The 14,774-nt window shown below is 64.2% G+C and carries 12 protein-coding genes; 6 read left to right on the forward strand and 6 right to left on the reverse strand.

Annotation, left to right across the window (positions count from 1 at the left end; all coding sequences use genetic code 11):
* Positions 1-174 precede the first annotated feature (174 nt).
* Positions 175-3,972 (forward strand): DUF3971 domain-containing protein, encoded by a 3,798-nt coding sequence (locus Q0687_RS25150; protein WP_298882993.1) that lies wholly within the window; start codon positions 175-177, stop codon positions 3,970-3,972.
* 222 nt (positions 3,973-4,194) lie between these two features.
* Here the strand turns inward: Q0687_RS25150 and Q0687_RS25155 are convergent, their stop codons facing one another.
* The 3 genes from Q0687_RS25155 to tyrS form a co-directional block, all read right to left on the reverse strand.
* Positions 4,195-4,641 carry a DoxX family protein gene (locus Q0687_RS25155; protein ID WP_298882900.1) on the reverse strand — a complete coding sequence of 149 codons (447 nt, stop codon included), beginning with the start codon at positions 4,639-4,641 and terminating at the stop codon, positions 4,195-4,197.
* Between the two features lie 220 nt (positions 4,642-4,861).
* Positions 4,862-6,118, reverse strand: a complete 1,257-nt coding sequence (locus tag Q0687_RS25160; protein WP_298882903.1) for an MFS transporter — start codon at positions 6,116-6,118, stop codon at positions 4,862-4,864.
* A 56-nt stretch (positions 6,119-6,174) separates the two neighbouring features.
* On the reverse strand, positions 6,175-7,428 hold the full coding sequence (gene tyrS / locus Q0687_RS25165) for a tyrosine--tRNA ligase (RefSeq protein WP_298882905.1): 1,254 nt from the start codon (positions 7,426-7,428) through the stop codon (positions 6,175-6,177).
* Between the two features lie 166 nt (positions 7,429-7,594).
* On the opposite strand from tyrS, the gene Q0687_RS25170 reads away from it, so the two are divergent.
* The 3 genes from Q0687_RS25170 to Q0687_RS25180 all read left to right on the forward strand — a co-directional run bounded on the left by Q0687_RS25170 (position 7,595) and on the right by Q0687_RS25180 (position 9,816).
* Positions 7,595-8,698, forward strand: a complete 1,104-nt coding sequence (locus Q0687_RS25170) for an anhydro-N-acetylmuramic acid kinase (RefSeq protein ID WP_298882907.1) — start codon at positions 7,595-7,597, stop codon at positions 8,696-8,698.
* 111 nt (positions 8,699-8,809) lie between these two features.
* On the forward strand, positions 8,810-9,487 hold the full coding sequence (locus Q0687_RS25175) for a glutathione S-transferase family protein (RefSeq protein ID WP_298882909.1): 678 nt from the start codon (positions 8,810-8,812) through the stop codon (positions 9,485-9,487).
* A gap of 5 nt (positions 9,488-9,492) precedes the next feature.
* A complete protein-coding gene (locus tag Q0687_RS25180; RefSeq protein ID WP_298882911.1) occupies positions 9,493-9,816 on the forward strand; it encodes a multidrug efflux SMR transporter in 324 nt (107 codons plus the stop codon).
* On the opposite strand, the gene Q0687_RS25185 is transcribed toward Q0687_RS25180, so the two are convergent.
* The 3 genes from Q0687_RS25185 to Q0687_RS25195 all read right to left on the reverse strand — a co-directional run bounded on the left by Q0687_RS25185 (position 9,813) and on the right by Q0687_RS25195 (position 12,148).
* On the reverse strand, positions 9,813-10,325 hold the full coding sequence (locus Q0687_RS25185; protein WP_298882913.1) for a DUF1697 domain-containing protein: 513 nt from the start codon (positions 10,323-10,325) through the stop codon (positions 9,813-9,815). The genes Q0687_RS25180 and Q0687_RS25185 overlap by 4 nt on opposite strands.
* Before the next feature lie 7 nt (positions 10,326-10,332).
* The gene (locus Q0687_RS25190) at positions 10,333-10,980 is read right to left on the reverse strand and encodes an alpha/beta hydrolase (protein WP_008143006.1); all 648 of its coding nucleotides are present in this window, start codon (positions 10,978-10,980) and stop codon (positions 10,333-10,335) included.
* Between the two features lie 349 nt (positions 10,981-11,329).
* Positions 11,330-12,148 carry a LytTR family DNA-binding domain-containing protein gene (locus tag Q0687_RS25195; protein WP_298882932.1) on the reverse strand — a complete coding sequence of 273 codons (819 nt, stop codon included), beginning with the start codon at positions 12,146-12,148 and terminating at the stop codon, positions 11,330-11,332.
* A 176-nt stretch (positions 12,149-12,324) separates the two neighbouring features.
* Here Q0687_RS25195 and Q0687_RS25200 point away from each other — a divergent pair, with 176 nt between their 5' ends.
* Positions 12,325-13,518, forward strand: a complete 1,194-nt coding sequence (locus Q0687_RS25200; protein ID WP_298882935.1) for an acyltransferase family protein — start codon at positions 12,325-12,327, stop codon at positions 13,516-13,518.
* Between the two features lie 51 nt (positions 13,519-13,569).
* Positions 13,570-14,709 (forward strand): cysteine desulfurase family protein, encoded by a 1,140-nt coding sequence (locus Q0687_RS25205; RefSeq protein ID WP_298882937.1) that lies wholly within the window; start codon positions 13,570-13,572, stop codon positions 14,707-14,709.
* Positions 14,710-14,774 lie beyond the last annotated feature (65 nt).

The following is a 14,774-nucleotide window of genomic DNA, read 5'->3' on the forward strand; positions in this document are numbered from 1 at the left end:
AACCAAAGCGGTATTGCAGCTCTCGTCCGGCGTGCCGGATTCGCGCCCTCGGCTGGGCAATTTTGGCGGCGACGGAGTATGGTTACAAGGAATTCCACGCACCACCCCACTGCTCGTTGAACGCGCTCCCGGGGCGAAATGACGAACAGCAGGAACATCAGAGGTATGGCGGCAATGCCGGGGCGGGGGGCGTCTATACCCGTCGATGGCTGCGGTCCCGGCGGCGCTCAGTCCAACGACGGGCGTCTGTATCGAGAGGCAATGGCAAGGAATACGTCGCCCCAGGATCACATCAGGGACTTCGATCGACACGCCGGCCATCACGCGCAGCCGGAATGGGACGAGGCCGACTGGGATCAGGACCAGGAAGAGGAGGCGGGCCACCGCGCACGCCGCCTGTTATCGCGTTCCAACTCAGGCTTTCGCGTCGGTGACAGTTTTTCGGCGGTCCGGCGCGTGCTGCCGAGCGGTCGCTGGCTGCGGCGGATGGCCGTCGTTCTGGGCACTTTGATCGTCATCTTCGTCGGTTGCTTTGGTGCGCTCTGGTGGCGCCTTGGCGCAGGTCCGATCAATCTCGACATGGCGACGCCGTGGCTCGCCGCCGCCATCGAGGACAATATCGGTCACGGCAACACCGTGGAGGTCGGCGGCACCCAGATCGAGCGCGCGGGGCGTATCCGGATCGCCGTGCGCATCCGGGACATCATCGTTCGTGACCATGACCATGCCATCGTCGCCAGTGCGCCGAAGGCCGAGGTGAGACTGTCGGGAGCCGCGCTTCTCACCGGCCGCCTGCGCGCCGAAAGCCTCAACCTCGTCGATGCCGAACTTGCAATCCGGATCGCGCCCGATGGCACCGTCACGGTCTCCGCGGGCGACACGGCAAAGCCGCTCGCAACCGGCGTCGCGTCCAAGAGGGAAGCGGGGCTGCCGCCGACATTCCCGCGCAACGGCGTGCCGCCGCCGCCGTTCGGGATGGCGCCCGCAACACCGGACGCATCTCAGGCCGCGCCTCAACCGGTCGCGCAGAGCGGCATTCTTCAGGGCCTCGACTGGCTCGACAGCCTGAGCTTGACCGGCCTCGACGGCCAGAACCTCAACGAGATCGGTCTCAAGAACGGCAACCTGATTGTCGACGACCAGCAGCGCGGCAGCAAATGGACGTTTGAGAACATCACGCTCAGCCTGCGCCGGCCAAGCCATGGCGGCGTGGCGCTCAGCCTCGGCGAGGAGGGCGCGCACCCGTGGTCGCTGCGCGCCACGATCGGGCCGAGCGAAAATGGGGTACGCTCTGTCGATATCCGCGCCGACAAGGTCTCGACCTCGAACATCCTGCTCGCGCTGCGCGTCAAGGACCTGACCTATACGGCCGATCTGCCGCTGACCGGCGAGCTGAAAGGCGAGCTCGGCCGCGACGGCGTGCCGACGTTCTTCCGCGGCAAGGTCACCATCGGCGCGGGCAACATCATCGACACCGACACGTCCGACTATCCGATGGCGATCGACTCGGCCGAGATCAACATCGAATGGGATGCCAATCGGCGGGTGCTGGTTGCGCCGTTCAAGATCATTTCGGGCGCGAACCGTCTGACGCTGCTGGCCCATCTCGAGCCGCCGAACGGCACCGTGAACGACTGGCAGCTCGGCTTCAGCGGCGGTTCGATCCTGCTCGGCGGCATCGATAACGAGCCGCCGCTTGTCTTCAACCGCATCGCCATCGGCTTCCGTTTCGACACCGATCACAAGCGCATGCTGCTGACGCAGGCCGACATCTCCAATGGCGAGATCGGCGTCGCCGGCACCGGCGCGATCGACTATTCCGGCGAGCCGCGCCTGACGCTCGGCTTTGCGGGAACGCCGATGTCGGCCTCCGCCTTGAAGCGGATGTGGCCGACGCTGGTGGTGCCCGAACTGCGCCAGTGGGTGATCGAGCGGATCGAGCGCGGCACGCTCCAGCGCATCGAGGTCGGCGTCAACTCGCCGACGCGCAACCTTCCGCGCAAGGGCCCGCCGATTCCCGATGACGGCCTGTCGGTCAACATCGTGGCGAGCGGCGTTGCAGTTCGACCCGTGGACGGCATGCCTGTGGTGCACGACGCAGACCTCAAGGCGCATGTGACCGGACGCACCGCCACGGTGAATATCGGCCAGGGCATTGCCGACACGCCCGGAGGCCGCAAGGTCACGATCTCCGACTTCACCTTCGAGGTGCCTGATATGGCGCCAAAACCGTCGCCCTCGCGGACGCGTTTCCGCGTCGATGGTCCGGTGCCGGCGGCGGCCGAAATGCTGTCCAATGATCGGCTGAGCGACCTGTCGTCGACCGTCGTCGATCCCAACACCAGCAAGGGCACCTTCACCGCGAACATCCAGCTTGGCCTGCCGGTCAAGGGCGAGCTGACCAAGGCGGACACCACCTACGCCGTCACCGCCGATCTCAACGGCTTCAGCGCCGAAAAGCTGGTGATGAACCAGAAGCTCGAGGCCAACACGCTCAAGATCGTTGCCAACAACCAGGGCTATCAGGTCAAGGGTGACGTCAAGATCAACGGTCAGGCGGCCTCGCTCGACTATCGCAAGGCGACCGATGGCGATGCCGACGTCAAGCTGCAGACGACGCTGGATGACGCCAGCCGCGCCCGCCTGGGCTTCGACCTCAGTCCGGCCGTCAGCGGCTCGGTGCCGGTCAAGGTCTCCGGCAAGATTGCCGGCGGCCCTGAGCAGACGACCAAGCTCGGCATCGAGGCCGACCTGACCTCGGTCAAGCTCGACAACATCCTTCCCGGCTGGGTCAAGCTGCCGGGCAAGGCGAGCAAGGCCACGTTCAAGGTGGTGCCGACGGCGCAATCAACGCGGCTCGAGGACATCGTCATCGAAGGCGGCGGCGCCTCGATCAAGGGCTCGCTGGAAGTCGACCCGAACGGCGACCTGATGAATGCGAACTTCCCGGTCTACTCGCCGTCTGATGGCGACAAGACGTCGCTCAAGGTCGAGCGCGGTCAGGACGGGGTGGTGCGGGGCACGATGCGCGGCGACGTGTTCGATGGCCGCGGTTTCCTGAAGTCGGCGATTTCAGGCAATTCAAAGGACGACAGCAAGAGCAAGCTCAAGAACGTCGATTTCGACATCGACGTCAAGCTTGGCACGGTCGCCGGATTCAACGGCGAGACGATGCGGAGCGTCGACGCCAAGATGTCGAAGCGCGCAGGCGCCATCAAGGCGTTCACGCTGAGCGGCAGGATCGGCCAGAATACGCCCGTCGCGGCGGATCTGCGCGGCGGCCGCGCACAAGGCAGCCGCGAGGTGATCTATCTCCAGACCAACGATGCCGGCTCGCTGCTGAAGTTCACCGACACCACCAACAAGGTCTTTGGTGGCCAGATGGTGGTTGCGATGGAGCCGCCGACGTCGGAGCCTACGGCGAGGGAAGGCCTGATCAACGTGCGCGACTTCGCGGTCAAGGGCATGGATCAGCTTGATCGTGTCGCGGCGGGGGCGCCTAATGGCGCGCAGAATGGCGTGACCTTCACGGCCTTGCGCGCGGAGTTCACCCGGCAGAACGGCGCACTCACGATCCGCGACGGCGTGGTGAAGGGGCCGATGATTGGCGCCACCATCGAAGGCTCGGTCGACTTTCCCGGTAATCAGGTCTGCATGAGCGGCACCTTTGTGCCGATGTACGGCGTGAACAACATTTTCGGCCAGATTCCGTTGTTCGGCCTCTTCCTCGGTAACGGCGACAAAGAGGGATTGATCGGAGTCACCTACGAGGTCGTCGGTACGCCTGCAGCGCCGGTCATGCGCGTCAATCCGATCTCGGCAATGGCGCCCGGCCTTTTCCGCAAGATATTTGAGTTCAACACCGGCAAGCAGAATATGCCGATCGACGAACTGCCGTCGGCGCAGTCCGGCGACAGCTCGACCAGCTCGGCCCGGACGCTGTCGAACGGTTGCAGCCTTGCGCGGCGCTAGCCTTGGTCAGGCGACGTGCCGGGACGCTCGCTTCGAAAATTGATCTTACACCTTGACGGGCGTCACACCCGGCCGGACGTGCAATGAACCGTTTCGTTCACCGCCTCATCATGTCCGTGCTGCTCGTGGCGGCCCTCGTCCTGATCTGGAACGTGCTGGGCTCGCGCTGAACCGGCACGGGCGAAGCGCCAGTGCCGGTGCTGGTGGTGGCGTGCGGGCGTGTCAGCGCCGCGCGAAGGCGCCGCCGGTCGCTTCGCCCTCCTTACCCATCAGCGCATCGACGCTGACAGCACCGCCGCCGGCGGCCGCGAGATAGAGGCAGGCGAAGCAGAACAGGATCGCGGCGGTGCCGCCGTTGATCAGCGGCAGAAACACCGGCGGGCCTTCCTTGGAGATGTGGAAGACATGGCCAAGGAAGTAGGCGAAGGCCATTTCTCCTGACAGGACGAAGGCCGAGAGGCGAGTGAACAGTCCGACCATCAGTGCCGCGCCAAGCACCAGCTCAATCAGGCCGGCCGTCCAGATCAGCGGCGGCGGATTGGCGAAGATGGCCACCTGCGGAATGTGGAAGAGCTTGGTCATGCCGTACTGGAACAACAGCAGTCCGGTGATGAAACGAAACAGGCTCAAAAGAACCGGCTGATAGCGAGTGAGATAGGGAAAGTTCATTGGGTTGTGCCCTCCATCCAATGCTGCGACTAGGAACGCATTCGGTTCCGCCCTGCAAGTTGCGCCAGGTCAATTCGCGCTGACATTTTTGTCATGTCGGACAAAACACCGCAGGCTGTGGTTTCAGCCCGGCGCTGTCTGTATTTTTTAAGCATCTACGCGCGGCGTCCGCCCGTAGTTCCCCGGTGACACGACTGAGTGCAGGTTACCTCTGGGAGACCTAGCGCCGCAAGGCTGGCACAATCAGAAATGGAATCATGCCGAGCACGACGCTCGCAAGTGCGAAGGCGAGCAGCGCGTTGTAGCCGTGGGTGGCATCGTGGATCAGGCCGCCGCTCCAGGATCCGAAGGCCGAACCTAAACCGCTGCCGATCGAGATCGTGCCGTAGATGGTGCCGACGCGTTTACCCCCAAAGATCTTCATCGCTGTTGCGGTGATCAGGGGCCCGCGTGAGCCCATCATGCTACCGAAGCAGACGACGAAGCCGGTGAGCAGGATGACACTAGGATCATACTGAAGCAGCCAGAGCAGGACGATGCCGAGGATCGAGATCGCGTAGCTCAGCAGCACGGATGGCCGCCGCCCGATCAGCCCGTCGAGCGCCGAGACGCCGATCATCCCGAACACCAACACCACGCCCGAAAAGCCCCAGGCGGTCGCAGCCTGCAGCGGCGGGAAGCCGGCATCGATCAGATAAGCAACGATCTGTGCGGCGATCGAGTACATGCCGACGGCGGTGAAGAAGAAGGTCGAGAACAGTGCCCAGAACGCGTGATGGCGCATCGCGCTGAGAAGCGTCCATCCACTGTCGACGAAATCGGGATCGGTCTTCTTGGTGACGTAAGGCGAGCCGGCTGCGAATCTGCGCCAGGGCAACAGCATGAGCGGCACCAGCAGGGCGAGCGCCGCGAAGCCGTAGACCTGGTAGGTCTCGCGCCAGCCGAGATGATTGATCAGCAGCTGCGAGGTCGGCAGCAGAGCCAGCACGCCGCCGCCCATGGCGGAATAGACCACCGCCATCGCGGTCGGCAATCGCGGCCCGAACCAGCGGCCGAGAAGGATCGAATTCGGCACATTGCCGATGAAGGCGACGCCAATGCCGACGCAGAGCCCGATCGAAAGCTGGAATTGCCAGAGCGACTGCGCATGGCCCGCAATCAGGAAAGCCGAGCCGAGCAGCAACAGGCCGAGCGCGTAGACGATGCGTGGTCCGGAGTGATCGAACAGGCGGCCGACCAGCGGCGCGGTCAGTCCGCTGACGAGCCAGGTCAGCGAGTAGATCGAGACGACTTGCGCGCGGTCCCAGCCGAAATTTTCGGAGATCGGTTTCAGGAAGACGGTGAAGCTCTCACTCAGGCCGCGGCCGAGCACCGCCAGCGTGAAGCACAGCGCGAGCACGACGAGCGCGGTGCGCACCGCGCCTTGCCGCACGGCGTCGTGTTCCCTGGTCGCTTCCTGGGACGTCTTCTGATCCATTGCCCAACAGGGAGCGCGCATCCGCGCGCCCTGACAAGCATCAAAAGCTCATACGCCTATGCAGGCCTGATGAGGACGTGCTTCTTCTTGCCGAAGGACAGCTTGATCACGCCTTCGGGCGTCAGATTGGCTGGTGACAGCGCCAGCTTCTCGTCGGTGACGGCGATGTCATTGACGCGCAGGCCGCCACCCTTGATCTGGCGCCGTGCTTCGCCATTGGACGCGACGAGACCCGCCTTGACGAAGGCGTTCAGCACGCCGAGGCCGGCCTCCAGCTCACCGCGCGGAATTTCCACCGTCGGCAGGCTCTCGGCGAGGGCACCTTCCTCGAAGGTGCGGCGCGCGGTCTCGGCTGCTTCATTGGCGGCGTCGCGGCCGTGCAGCAGCGCGGTCGCTTCCGTCGCGAGCACCTTCTTGGCCTCGTTGATCTCGGAGCCACCGAGCGCCTCGAGCTTCTTGATCTCGGCGATCGGCAGCGTCGTGAACAGCTTCAGGAACTTGCCGACGTCGGCGTCCTCGGTGTTGCGCCAGTACTGCCAGAAATCATAAGGCGAGAACTGGTCGGCGTTGAGCCACACCGCGCCTTGCGCGGTCTTGCCCATCTTGGCGCCCGAGGCGGTGGTGAGCAGCGGCGTCGTCAGCGCGAACAGCTGGTGCGTGCCCATGCGGCGGCCGAGATCGACGCCCATGATGATGTTGCCCCACTGGTCCGAGCCGCCCATCTGCAGTTTGCAACCGGTGCGCTTGGCGAGCTCGACGAAGTCATAGGCTTGGCAGACCATGTAGTTGAACTCGATGAAGCTCATCTCCTGCTCGCGCTCGAGACGCAGGCGCACCGAGTCCATCGTCAGCATGCGGTTGACCGAGAAGTGGCGGCCGACGTCGCGCAGCATCTCGATCCAGTTGAGCTTGGTCAGCCACTCGGCATTGTCGAGCATGATGGCGTCGCTCTTGCCATCGCCGTATTTGAGCACCTTTGCGAACACGCCACGGATCGATTCCTTGTTGGACTCGATCTCGGCAATGGTCCGGATCGCGCGCGTCTCGTCCTTGCCGGAGGGATCGCCGACCATGGTGGTGCCGCCGCCCATCAGCGTGATCGGCTTGTTGCCGGATTGCTGGAGCCAGTGCAGCATCATCATGGTCAGATAGTTGCCGATATGCAGCGAGCGGGCGGTGCAATCGTAGCCGACATAGGCGGTCGCCTCGCCCTTGGCGGCAAGGGCGTCCAGCCCCTCGAAATCGGAGCATTGGTGGATGAATCCACGTTCCTGAAGCGTGTTGAGGAAATCCGATTTAAATGCAGTCATCTGTCGGCGTGCCTGACAATTCTTGGTTTACTGTTTTGGGAGCAATTTAAGGGTCTTACCCGGGAACTCGATTGCTGCCCGCCACTTGGCGCTGTGGCATTATAAGATGTGTCCCTCTGGCACAAGATCGGCATGCCGGAGGGGGTGCTTTGAGGACGCTGATCCCATGATGTTGACGGCACTCGGTTTGATGAGCGGCACCTCGCTGGACGGGGTCGATATCGCGCTGATCGAAACCGACGGGAAGCAGGTGAAGGCGTTCGGGCCCTCCGGCTACCGACCCTATAGCCCGGCCGAACGCAATCTGCTGCGCCAGGCGCTGTCTGAGGCCGTGCACTTGTCGCAACGCGATGCCCGGCCGGGGATTCTGGCCCAGGCCGAACGGGTTGTGACTCGTGCCCATGCCGAGGCGGTCGCTGTTTTCGTCGCCCAGAACCGAATGACGCCTGAGGAGATCGACATCGTCGGCTTCCACGGCCAGACCGTGCTGCACCGGCCCGAGCGGCGGCTGACGGTGCAGATCGGCGATGCGCCGGCGCTGGCCAAGGCGATCCATATCCCCGTGATGCACGACTTCCGCGCCGCCGATGTCGAGGCTGGCGGGCAGGGCGCGCCGCTCGTGCCAGTCTACCACCGAGCGTTGACGCAAACCCTGGACCGCGAGGGGCCGATCGTCGTGGTCAATATCGGCGGTGTCTCCAACATCACCTATATCGACGGCAGCGACACGCTGATCGCCTGCGACACCGGGCCCGGCAACGCGCTGCTCGACGATTTCATGTATCGCACCATGAACCAGGCGTTCGATGCGGAAGGCAAGTTCGCGGCGCTCGGCAAGGTGGATGAAGCCTGGATCGCGCGGGCGCTGGAGCTGCCGTTCTTCGCAAGCCCGCCGCCGAAATCGCTCGACCGCAACGATTTCGCGGCGTTGAAGCTCGGCGATGTCGCGCCGGCCGATGGCGCCGCGACACTCACCGCGTTTACCGCGGCTGCGATCGCGCGCGTCATTCCGCTGCTGCCGCGGCGGCCGCGCAGCTGGATCGTCTGCGGCGGCGGCGCGCGCAACCTCACCATGCTGCGGATGCTGCGGGAGCGGGTGGGAACGGCCACGGTCGAAGCCGCCGAGACGCTCGGCTGGGCCTCGGATGCCATTGAGGCGCAAGCCTTCGGCTTCCTCGCCGCGCGCGGCCTGAAGGGCCTGCCGCTATCCTATCCGGCCACCACGGGCGTCCCCATGCCGATGACGGGTGGGGTGATCGCACGGCCCTGAGGGTGACTCCTCGAGATCACGGGTGATTGATGCAAATGCATCGATCTTGACATGTAAATGCAAGTGCATCTATATTGGATGCAGTTGCATCGAACCGTCGGGATTGCACCTATGACCGCTTCACTGAAACTGATCAGCCACAAGCTTTGCCCTTATGTGCAGCGCGCGGTGATCGCGCTGAAAGAGAAGGGCGTGCCGTTCGAGCGCATCGACATCGATCTCGCCAACAAGCCCGACTGGTTCCTGAAGCTCTCGCCGCTCGGCAAGGTGCCGGTGCTGGTCGTGACGACCGCGCAGGGCGAGGTCGCGTTGTTCGAGAGCAACGTGATCTGCGAATATATCGAGGAGACGCAAGGCGGTGTGAAGCTGCATCCGGCGGACGCGTTGAAGCGAGCCGAGCACCGTGCCTGGATGGAGTTCGGCTCGGCGATCCTTGGCGATCTCTGGGGGCTGGAGACGACGGCGGATCCCGCGATATTCGAATCCAAGCGCCAGGCGCTTGTCGCGAAATTCGCGCGTGTGGAAGCCGCGCTTGGAGTTGGGCCGTATTTCGCAGGCAACGCGTTCAGCCTGGTCGATGCCGTATTCGCGCCAGTCTTCCGCTATTTCGACCTGTTCGACGAGCTGACCGATCACGGTATCTTCCGCGACGTGCCGAAGGTTCGCGCCTGGCGCGCCGCGCTCGCGAAACGTCCGAGTGTGCGCACTGCAGTTGGCGAGGACTACCCGCAATTGCTGCGCGCTTTCCTCGTTCGCCACGACGCGCATCTGCTCAAGCTCGCGGCCTGAGTCCGATGTCGCAGTCTTTGGCGTGGCTGATGCTGGTGATCGCCGGCGCGCTTGATGTCGGCTGGGCGATCTCGATGAAATATGCAGAAGGTTACACGCGGGCGGGCTGGAGCGTTGTTTCGCTCGTGCTGCTTGCGGCTTTCGTCTTCCTGCTCGGGCGCGCCCTCAAGGTGCTCGAGGTCGGCGTCGCCTATTCGGTATGGACCGGCATCGGCGCCGCCGGTACTTTTCTATTGGGCGTCGTGCTGTTCGGCGAGACGCTCAGCGCGATGAAGCTTGCAGGGATCGTGCTGGTATTGACGGGGATTGTCGCGCTGAAGCTGGCCTAGAGCTCCGCAGCCATCTTCGCCAGCGTGGCGATGGTGTTCATGTTGCGGGCCGTGCCGGCCTTGGCGGCGGGAAGCGCCAGTTTTGAAGTTCCCATGCCGTCACCGTAATGCACGTAGATCTCGCGGCGGCCGAGCTTAACCTCTTCGTTCTTCTGGCCACGAATTCCGGCGATGGTGTCCGCGGGCGGCGCCTTGTCGAGGAAGATCGCGACCGTGCGATTGGGTGCCATCTTTGGAAACGGATTGGCGGCGAGAACCTCTGTCATCTCGGCAGCGCTGCGCACGAGCACGCCGACTGGCGCGCCGGCGTACGCGTGCAGGCGTTTTTCCAGCGCAGCCTTGATTGCGGATGCCGATTTGCGGCTGGTGAAGACGACATTGCCGCTAGCGATGTAGGTGCGCACGGCACTAAAGCCGAGATCTTCGCACATCGCCTTGAGCTCGGTCATCGGCAGCTTGCCGGTGCCGCCGACATTGACCGCGCGCAGCAGGGCTACGAACGCGGTCATCTCGTCCTCAGCGAACGTTCGCCAGACGCATGTCGAGGTAGGCCGTGATGGTTTCCATCAGCGGCTCGAGCTTGGCGTCGAAGAAATGGTTGGCGCCGGGGATGACCTGCTGGTCGATCACGATGCCCTTCTGCGTCTTCAGCTTCTCGACCAGCGTGTTGACGTCCTTGGGCGGCACCACGGCGTCCTTCTCGCCATGCACGATCAGGCCCGAGGACGGGCAGGGCGCGAGGAACGAGAAGTCGTAGAGATTGGCGGGCGGCGCGATCGAGATGAAGCCTTCGACCTCGGGACGGCGCATCAGGAGCTGCATGCCGATCCAGGCGCCGAAGGAGAAGCCGGCCACCCAGCAGGCACGCGCCTCGGGATTGATCGTCTGCGCCCAGTCGAGCGCGGCGGCCGCATCCGACAATTCGCCGGTGCCGTGGTCGAACGAGCCCTGGCTGCGTCCGACGCCGCGGAAGTTGAAGCGCAGCACCGAGAAGCCGCGATGCGCAAAGGCGTAGTAGCACTGGTACACGATCTGATGGTTCATCGTGCCGTGAAACTGCGGATGCGGATGCAGGATCATCGCGATCGGCGCGTTCTTCTGCTTGGCCGGGTGATAGCGACCTTCGAGACGGCCAGCAGGGCCGGCAAAAATGACTTCAGGCATCGATGATCTCTGGATTGATTTGCTGGAGAACTGGTCCTTGGCAATCAACCGATTGTGGCCTCATTGGCAGATGCCGACGAAAGCGCGAATGGAAGGATGAGAAGGCGTACGCCTCGCGGTGATGCGCAGACGGCGCACGGTGACTTGACGGTGCGCGTTCTAACATAGGCTGCGGGGCAAAAAGCAAGCATCTTCGACATCTGCCAATCCGCTCAAGAGCTTAGCCGGCCAGGCGCGTGTCGCGGCAATAGCGGCCGGCATCGAGCAAGGGATGCCGAGGGTCGCCACCATGTTGGCAACCGATTGAAATCACGATTGTTTATTGGCTGCTGAGGGCGCCTGAGGCGATTCACACCGGTGCGGTGCTGCCGCCAAGCGAGGCGACGGCGGGGCGGTAGCGGCGGCTGCCGCCAAGCGTCTTGCCGTTGTCGAAGGTGAGCTCGAAATCCCCTGACGGCTTGAAGTCCACCCCGCTGACGCGGTCGAGATTGGCAAGCCGGGTGCGGTGAACGCGCACGATGGCGAAGCGGGCAAGCTCGCTTTCGGTCGCGGCGAGCGTGCCTCGGATCAGGTGCTGGGTGCCGTCGGCTAGGCTGTACTCGATGTAATTGCCGGCGGAGGCGACCCACAGGATGTCGCGCGGCGCGACTCGGATCCGGCTGGTGCCGTCCCGGAGCCAGATCAGATTCGGGGACGGATGCTCTTGCGAAGCGGGTGGATCGGACTGGGCGTCCCGCGCGGCCTTGTGCAACTCGCGGCGGCTGTCCATCAGCCAGAGCGTTGCCCCGATCAGCAATGCGGTCACAGCATCCTTACGGAACTCGTAGAGGATTGAGGCCAGCGAGAAATGGAAATCGTAGGTGTTGCCCGCGAGCCAGAGCATGAGCTTTCGTAAGCTGACCATGCCGGCGATGTGGAGGGCCGAGAAGCCGAGCAGGGCGGCGGCTGCAATTCCGGTCCGCATCGCGAGGGATGCAGTTCCCCGCATGCGTCGGACGGCCAGCATCAGGATCGGCACCAGCGCCAGAATGACGACGATGCTCGACAGTTCCCAGAACAGGCGCCGGCCGATATCGGCGCTATCGCCGCGCCAGGTGGCATCCTGTGCGCCGGAGAGCGCATTGACGATGCCGACGACGAGCGCGATGGCGGCGATCGCCGCGAACATCGTCCACTCGCCGCTGATCCCGCGGCGCCAACCGCTCGTCCCTGAGGACGACGCCTCGTCCCCTCGCGTTTGGTTCTGATCCCAAACCGCCTCGACGCGCTCCCTATCAGGCGCATTTTGGCCGTCAGCCATGGCCCGAAAACCATTGATATCGAGACGTTAGGGAGCAGAGACCCATGTCAACACCACAGCAAGCATCAAGCCCGGAACGACGCATCGATTTGGACTGGGTGCGGATTTTAGCCTTCGGGCTTTTGATCTTCTACCACGTCGGCATGCTCTACGTGTCCTGGGGATTTCACATCAAGAGCGCGCACCGCCTGACCTGGCTCGAGCCGGCGATGCTGGTGCTCAATCCCTGGCGGCTGTCGCTCTTGTTCCTGGTCTCCGGGGTCGCCAGCCGCTTCATGCTGGGCAAGTTCCGGCTCGGCGCCTTCGCCCGGGCGCGGTCGGTGCGGCTGCTAATTCCATTGATCTTCGGCATGCTCGTGATCGTGCCGCCGCAATCCTATCTCCAGATCGTGGAGGCGCTCGGCTATCCCGCCGGCTTCGCCGATTACTACCTCCACCACTATCTGGCGTTCAGCGCGCAATTCTGCCCGAACCCCTGCATCGCGCAGCCGACCTGGAACCACCTCTGGTTCGTGGTCTATCTCTGGGTCTACACCATGGCCCTGGCTGGCGTGCTGTTGCTGTGGCCGGCCGCTGCGGATTGGATTGGTGCGCGGTTGGCGGCCGTCCTCGCCGGGCCATGGTTGCTGGCGGTGCCGTGCTTTTTGTTCGCGGCTTGGCGGCTCTTTCTGGCGCCGATCTTCCCGTCGACGCATGCGCTGTTCGGCGACTGGTACAACCACGCGGACTATGCGAGCGCGTTCCTGATCGGCTTCCTACTCGCACGCGAGGACGGATTCTGGCGCGACGTCGAGCGGCAGCGGTGGGTGGCGCTCATGATTGCGGCCGCTTGCTTCGCCATCTTCGTGCTGGTTTATGCCGGCTTGCTGGCGCCGTCGTCGGTGCCGAAATGGTTCGCGAGCTCGGCCTATGGCTGCTACCAATGGCTCGCGATGGTCGCGATGCTCGGCTTTGCGCGACGACATTTCAGGGCCGATGGCCCCGTGCGGCGCTATCTGACCGATGCGATTTTTCCCTATTACATCGTGCATCAAACCGCGATCATCGTGATCGCACATGCGCTGCAGGGCGTTGACCTGTCGGCGGGAAGCGAGGCCGCGATCGTGATTTCAGGCACCGCGCTCACTTGTGCGGCGACCTACGAGATCGTGCGGCGGATCGGCTGGCTGCGTCCGCTGTTTGGCCTGCGGATACAGTTGCGCTCTCCGGCAGGGATCGCGCAACAGCAGCCGGCCTGATGTGCAACGGCGCCCGATTGGCGCGATGCCAAAAGGTGCTAAGAGGGCGCCATGCCAAGCCGCGTCTATCTCGACTGGAATGCGACCACACCGCTGCGCACTGAGGCGCGCGCGGCGATGCTGGCCGCCTACGAGCTGATCGGCAATCCGTCCTCGGTCCACGCCGAGGGGCGGGAGGCGCGGCGGCTGGTCGAGGAGGCCCGCGCCGCGCTGGCGGCAGCCGTCGGTGCACTGCCGCGGAACGTCGTTTTCACCTCCGCGGGAACGGAGGCCAACGCGCTGGCGCTGTCGCCCGGCCTGCGTGGCCGATCGGGGGAGCCGGTGCGGCGGCTCCTGGTCTCGGCGGTCGAGCATGCCTCGGTGCTGGCAGGCGGCCGGTTTCCGGCAGAGAGCGTCAGCCAGATCCGTGTGACGCGCTCCGGCGCGGCTGATCTCGACCACCTCCGGGAACTGCTCGCGGAGGGCCCGGCTGCGCTGGTCTCGATCATGGCGGCCAACAACGAGACCGGTGCGCTTCAGCCGGTGGCGGAAGCGGCAGGGCTGGTCCACGAGGCCGGAGGCCTGCTGCACGTCGATGCGATCCAGGCGCTCGGCAAAATTGCTTTCAATATTAACGCGGTAGGCGCGGACCTTGCGACCTTTTCTGGGCACAAGATCGGTGGACCCAAGGGCGTCGGCGCGCTGGTCGTGGCCGAGGGGCTGGCCGGACTGGAGCCGGTGCTGCGGGGCGGCGGGCAGGAGCTCGGCCGTCGCGCGGGAACCGAGAATATCGCCGGGATCGCCGGCTTCGGAGCTGCGGTGAAAGCCGCGCTTCAGGCTCTGCCCGAGGATGCGGAGCGGATGACAAGTCTCAGGAATCACTTGGAAAATGGCCTTCGCGGAATTGGCGGAGCGACCGTCTTCGCCGATGATGTGAAGAGGTTGCCAAATACCGTGCTGTTTACCGCGCCCGGACTGAAGGCCGAGACTGCTGTGATCGGATTCGACCTCGAAGGCGTCGCCGTCTCCTCAGGGTCGGCCTGTTCCTCGGGCAAGGTCCAGCCGTCCCACGTGCTCTCCGCGATGGGGTATGATGCCACCGTCGCCCAGGGAGCGGTGCGCCTCAGTCTGGGCTGGTCCACGGAACCTGAGGACATCAATAGGGCGTTAGAGGCTTGGCGAAAGCTTGGTAATACCCTACTTAGAGCCTAAGCGACGAAACACGGCTTGAACCGTTCTAAGCCCGTGCTTTCCGCACAGAAACATCGTAATACTCG

Origin of the sequence: uncultured Bradyrhizobium sp. (genome assembly GCF_936928535.1) — a bacterium.
Lineage (GTDB): Bacteria > Pseudomonadota > Alphaproteobacteria > Rhizobiales > Xanthobacteraceae > Bradyrhizobium.

Bases quoted from the DNA above. Each gene is read 5' to 3' on its own strand.
- Q0687_RS25180 (WP_298882911.1), top strand. From the start codon at position 9,493: ATGTCGCAGTCTTTGGCGTGGCTGATGCTGGTGATCGCCGGCGCGCTT.
- Q0687_RS25175 (WP_298882909.1), top strand. From the start codon at position 8,810: ATGACCGCTTCACTGAAACTGATCAGCCACAAGCTTTGCCCTTATGTG.
- Q0687_RS25155 (WP_298882900.1), bottom strand. From the start codon at position 4,641: ATGAACTTTCCCTATCTCACTCGCTATCAGCCGGTTCTTTTGAGCCTG.
- Q0687_RS25195 (WP_298882932.1), bottom strand. From the start codon at position 12,148: ATGTTCGCGGCGATCGCCGCCATCGCGCTCGTCGTCGGCATCGTCAAT.
- Q0687_RS25200 (WP_298882935.1), top strand. From the start codon at position 12,325: ATGTCAACACCACAGCAAGCATCAAGCCCGGAACGACGCATCGATTTG.
- Q0687_RS25190 (WP_008143006.1), bottom strand. From the start codon at position 10,980: ATGCCTGAAGTCATTTTTGCCGGCCCTGCTGGCCGTCTCGAAGGTCGC.
- Q0687_RS25160 (WP_298882903.1), bottom strand. From the start codon at position 6,118: ATGGATCAGAAGACGTCCCAGGAAGCGACCAGGGAACACGACGCCGTG.
- Q0687_RS25185 (WP_298882913.1), bottom strand. From the start codon at position 10,325: ATGACCGCGTTCGTAGCCCTGCTGCGCGCGGTCAATGTCGGCGGCACC.
- tyrS (WP_298882905.1), bottom strand. From the start codon at position 7,428: ATGACTGCATTTAAATCGGATTTCCTCAACACGCTTCAGGAACGTGGA.
- Q0687_RS25170 (WP_298882907.1), top strand. From the start codon at position 7,595: ATGATGTTGACGGCACTCGGTTTGATGAGCGGCACCTCGCTGGACGGG.
- Q0687_RS25205 (WP_298882937.1), top strand. From the start codon at position 13,570: ATGCCAAGCCGCGTCTATCTCGACTGGAATGCGACCACACCGCTGCGC.
- Q0687_RS25150 (WP_298882993.1), top strand. From the start codon at position 175: ATGCCGGGGCGGGGGGCGTCTATACCCGTCGATGGCTGCGGTCCCGGC.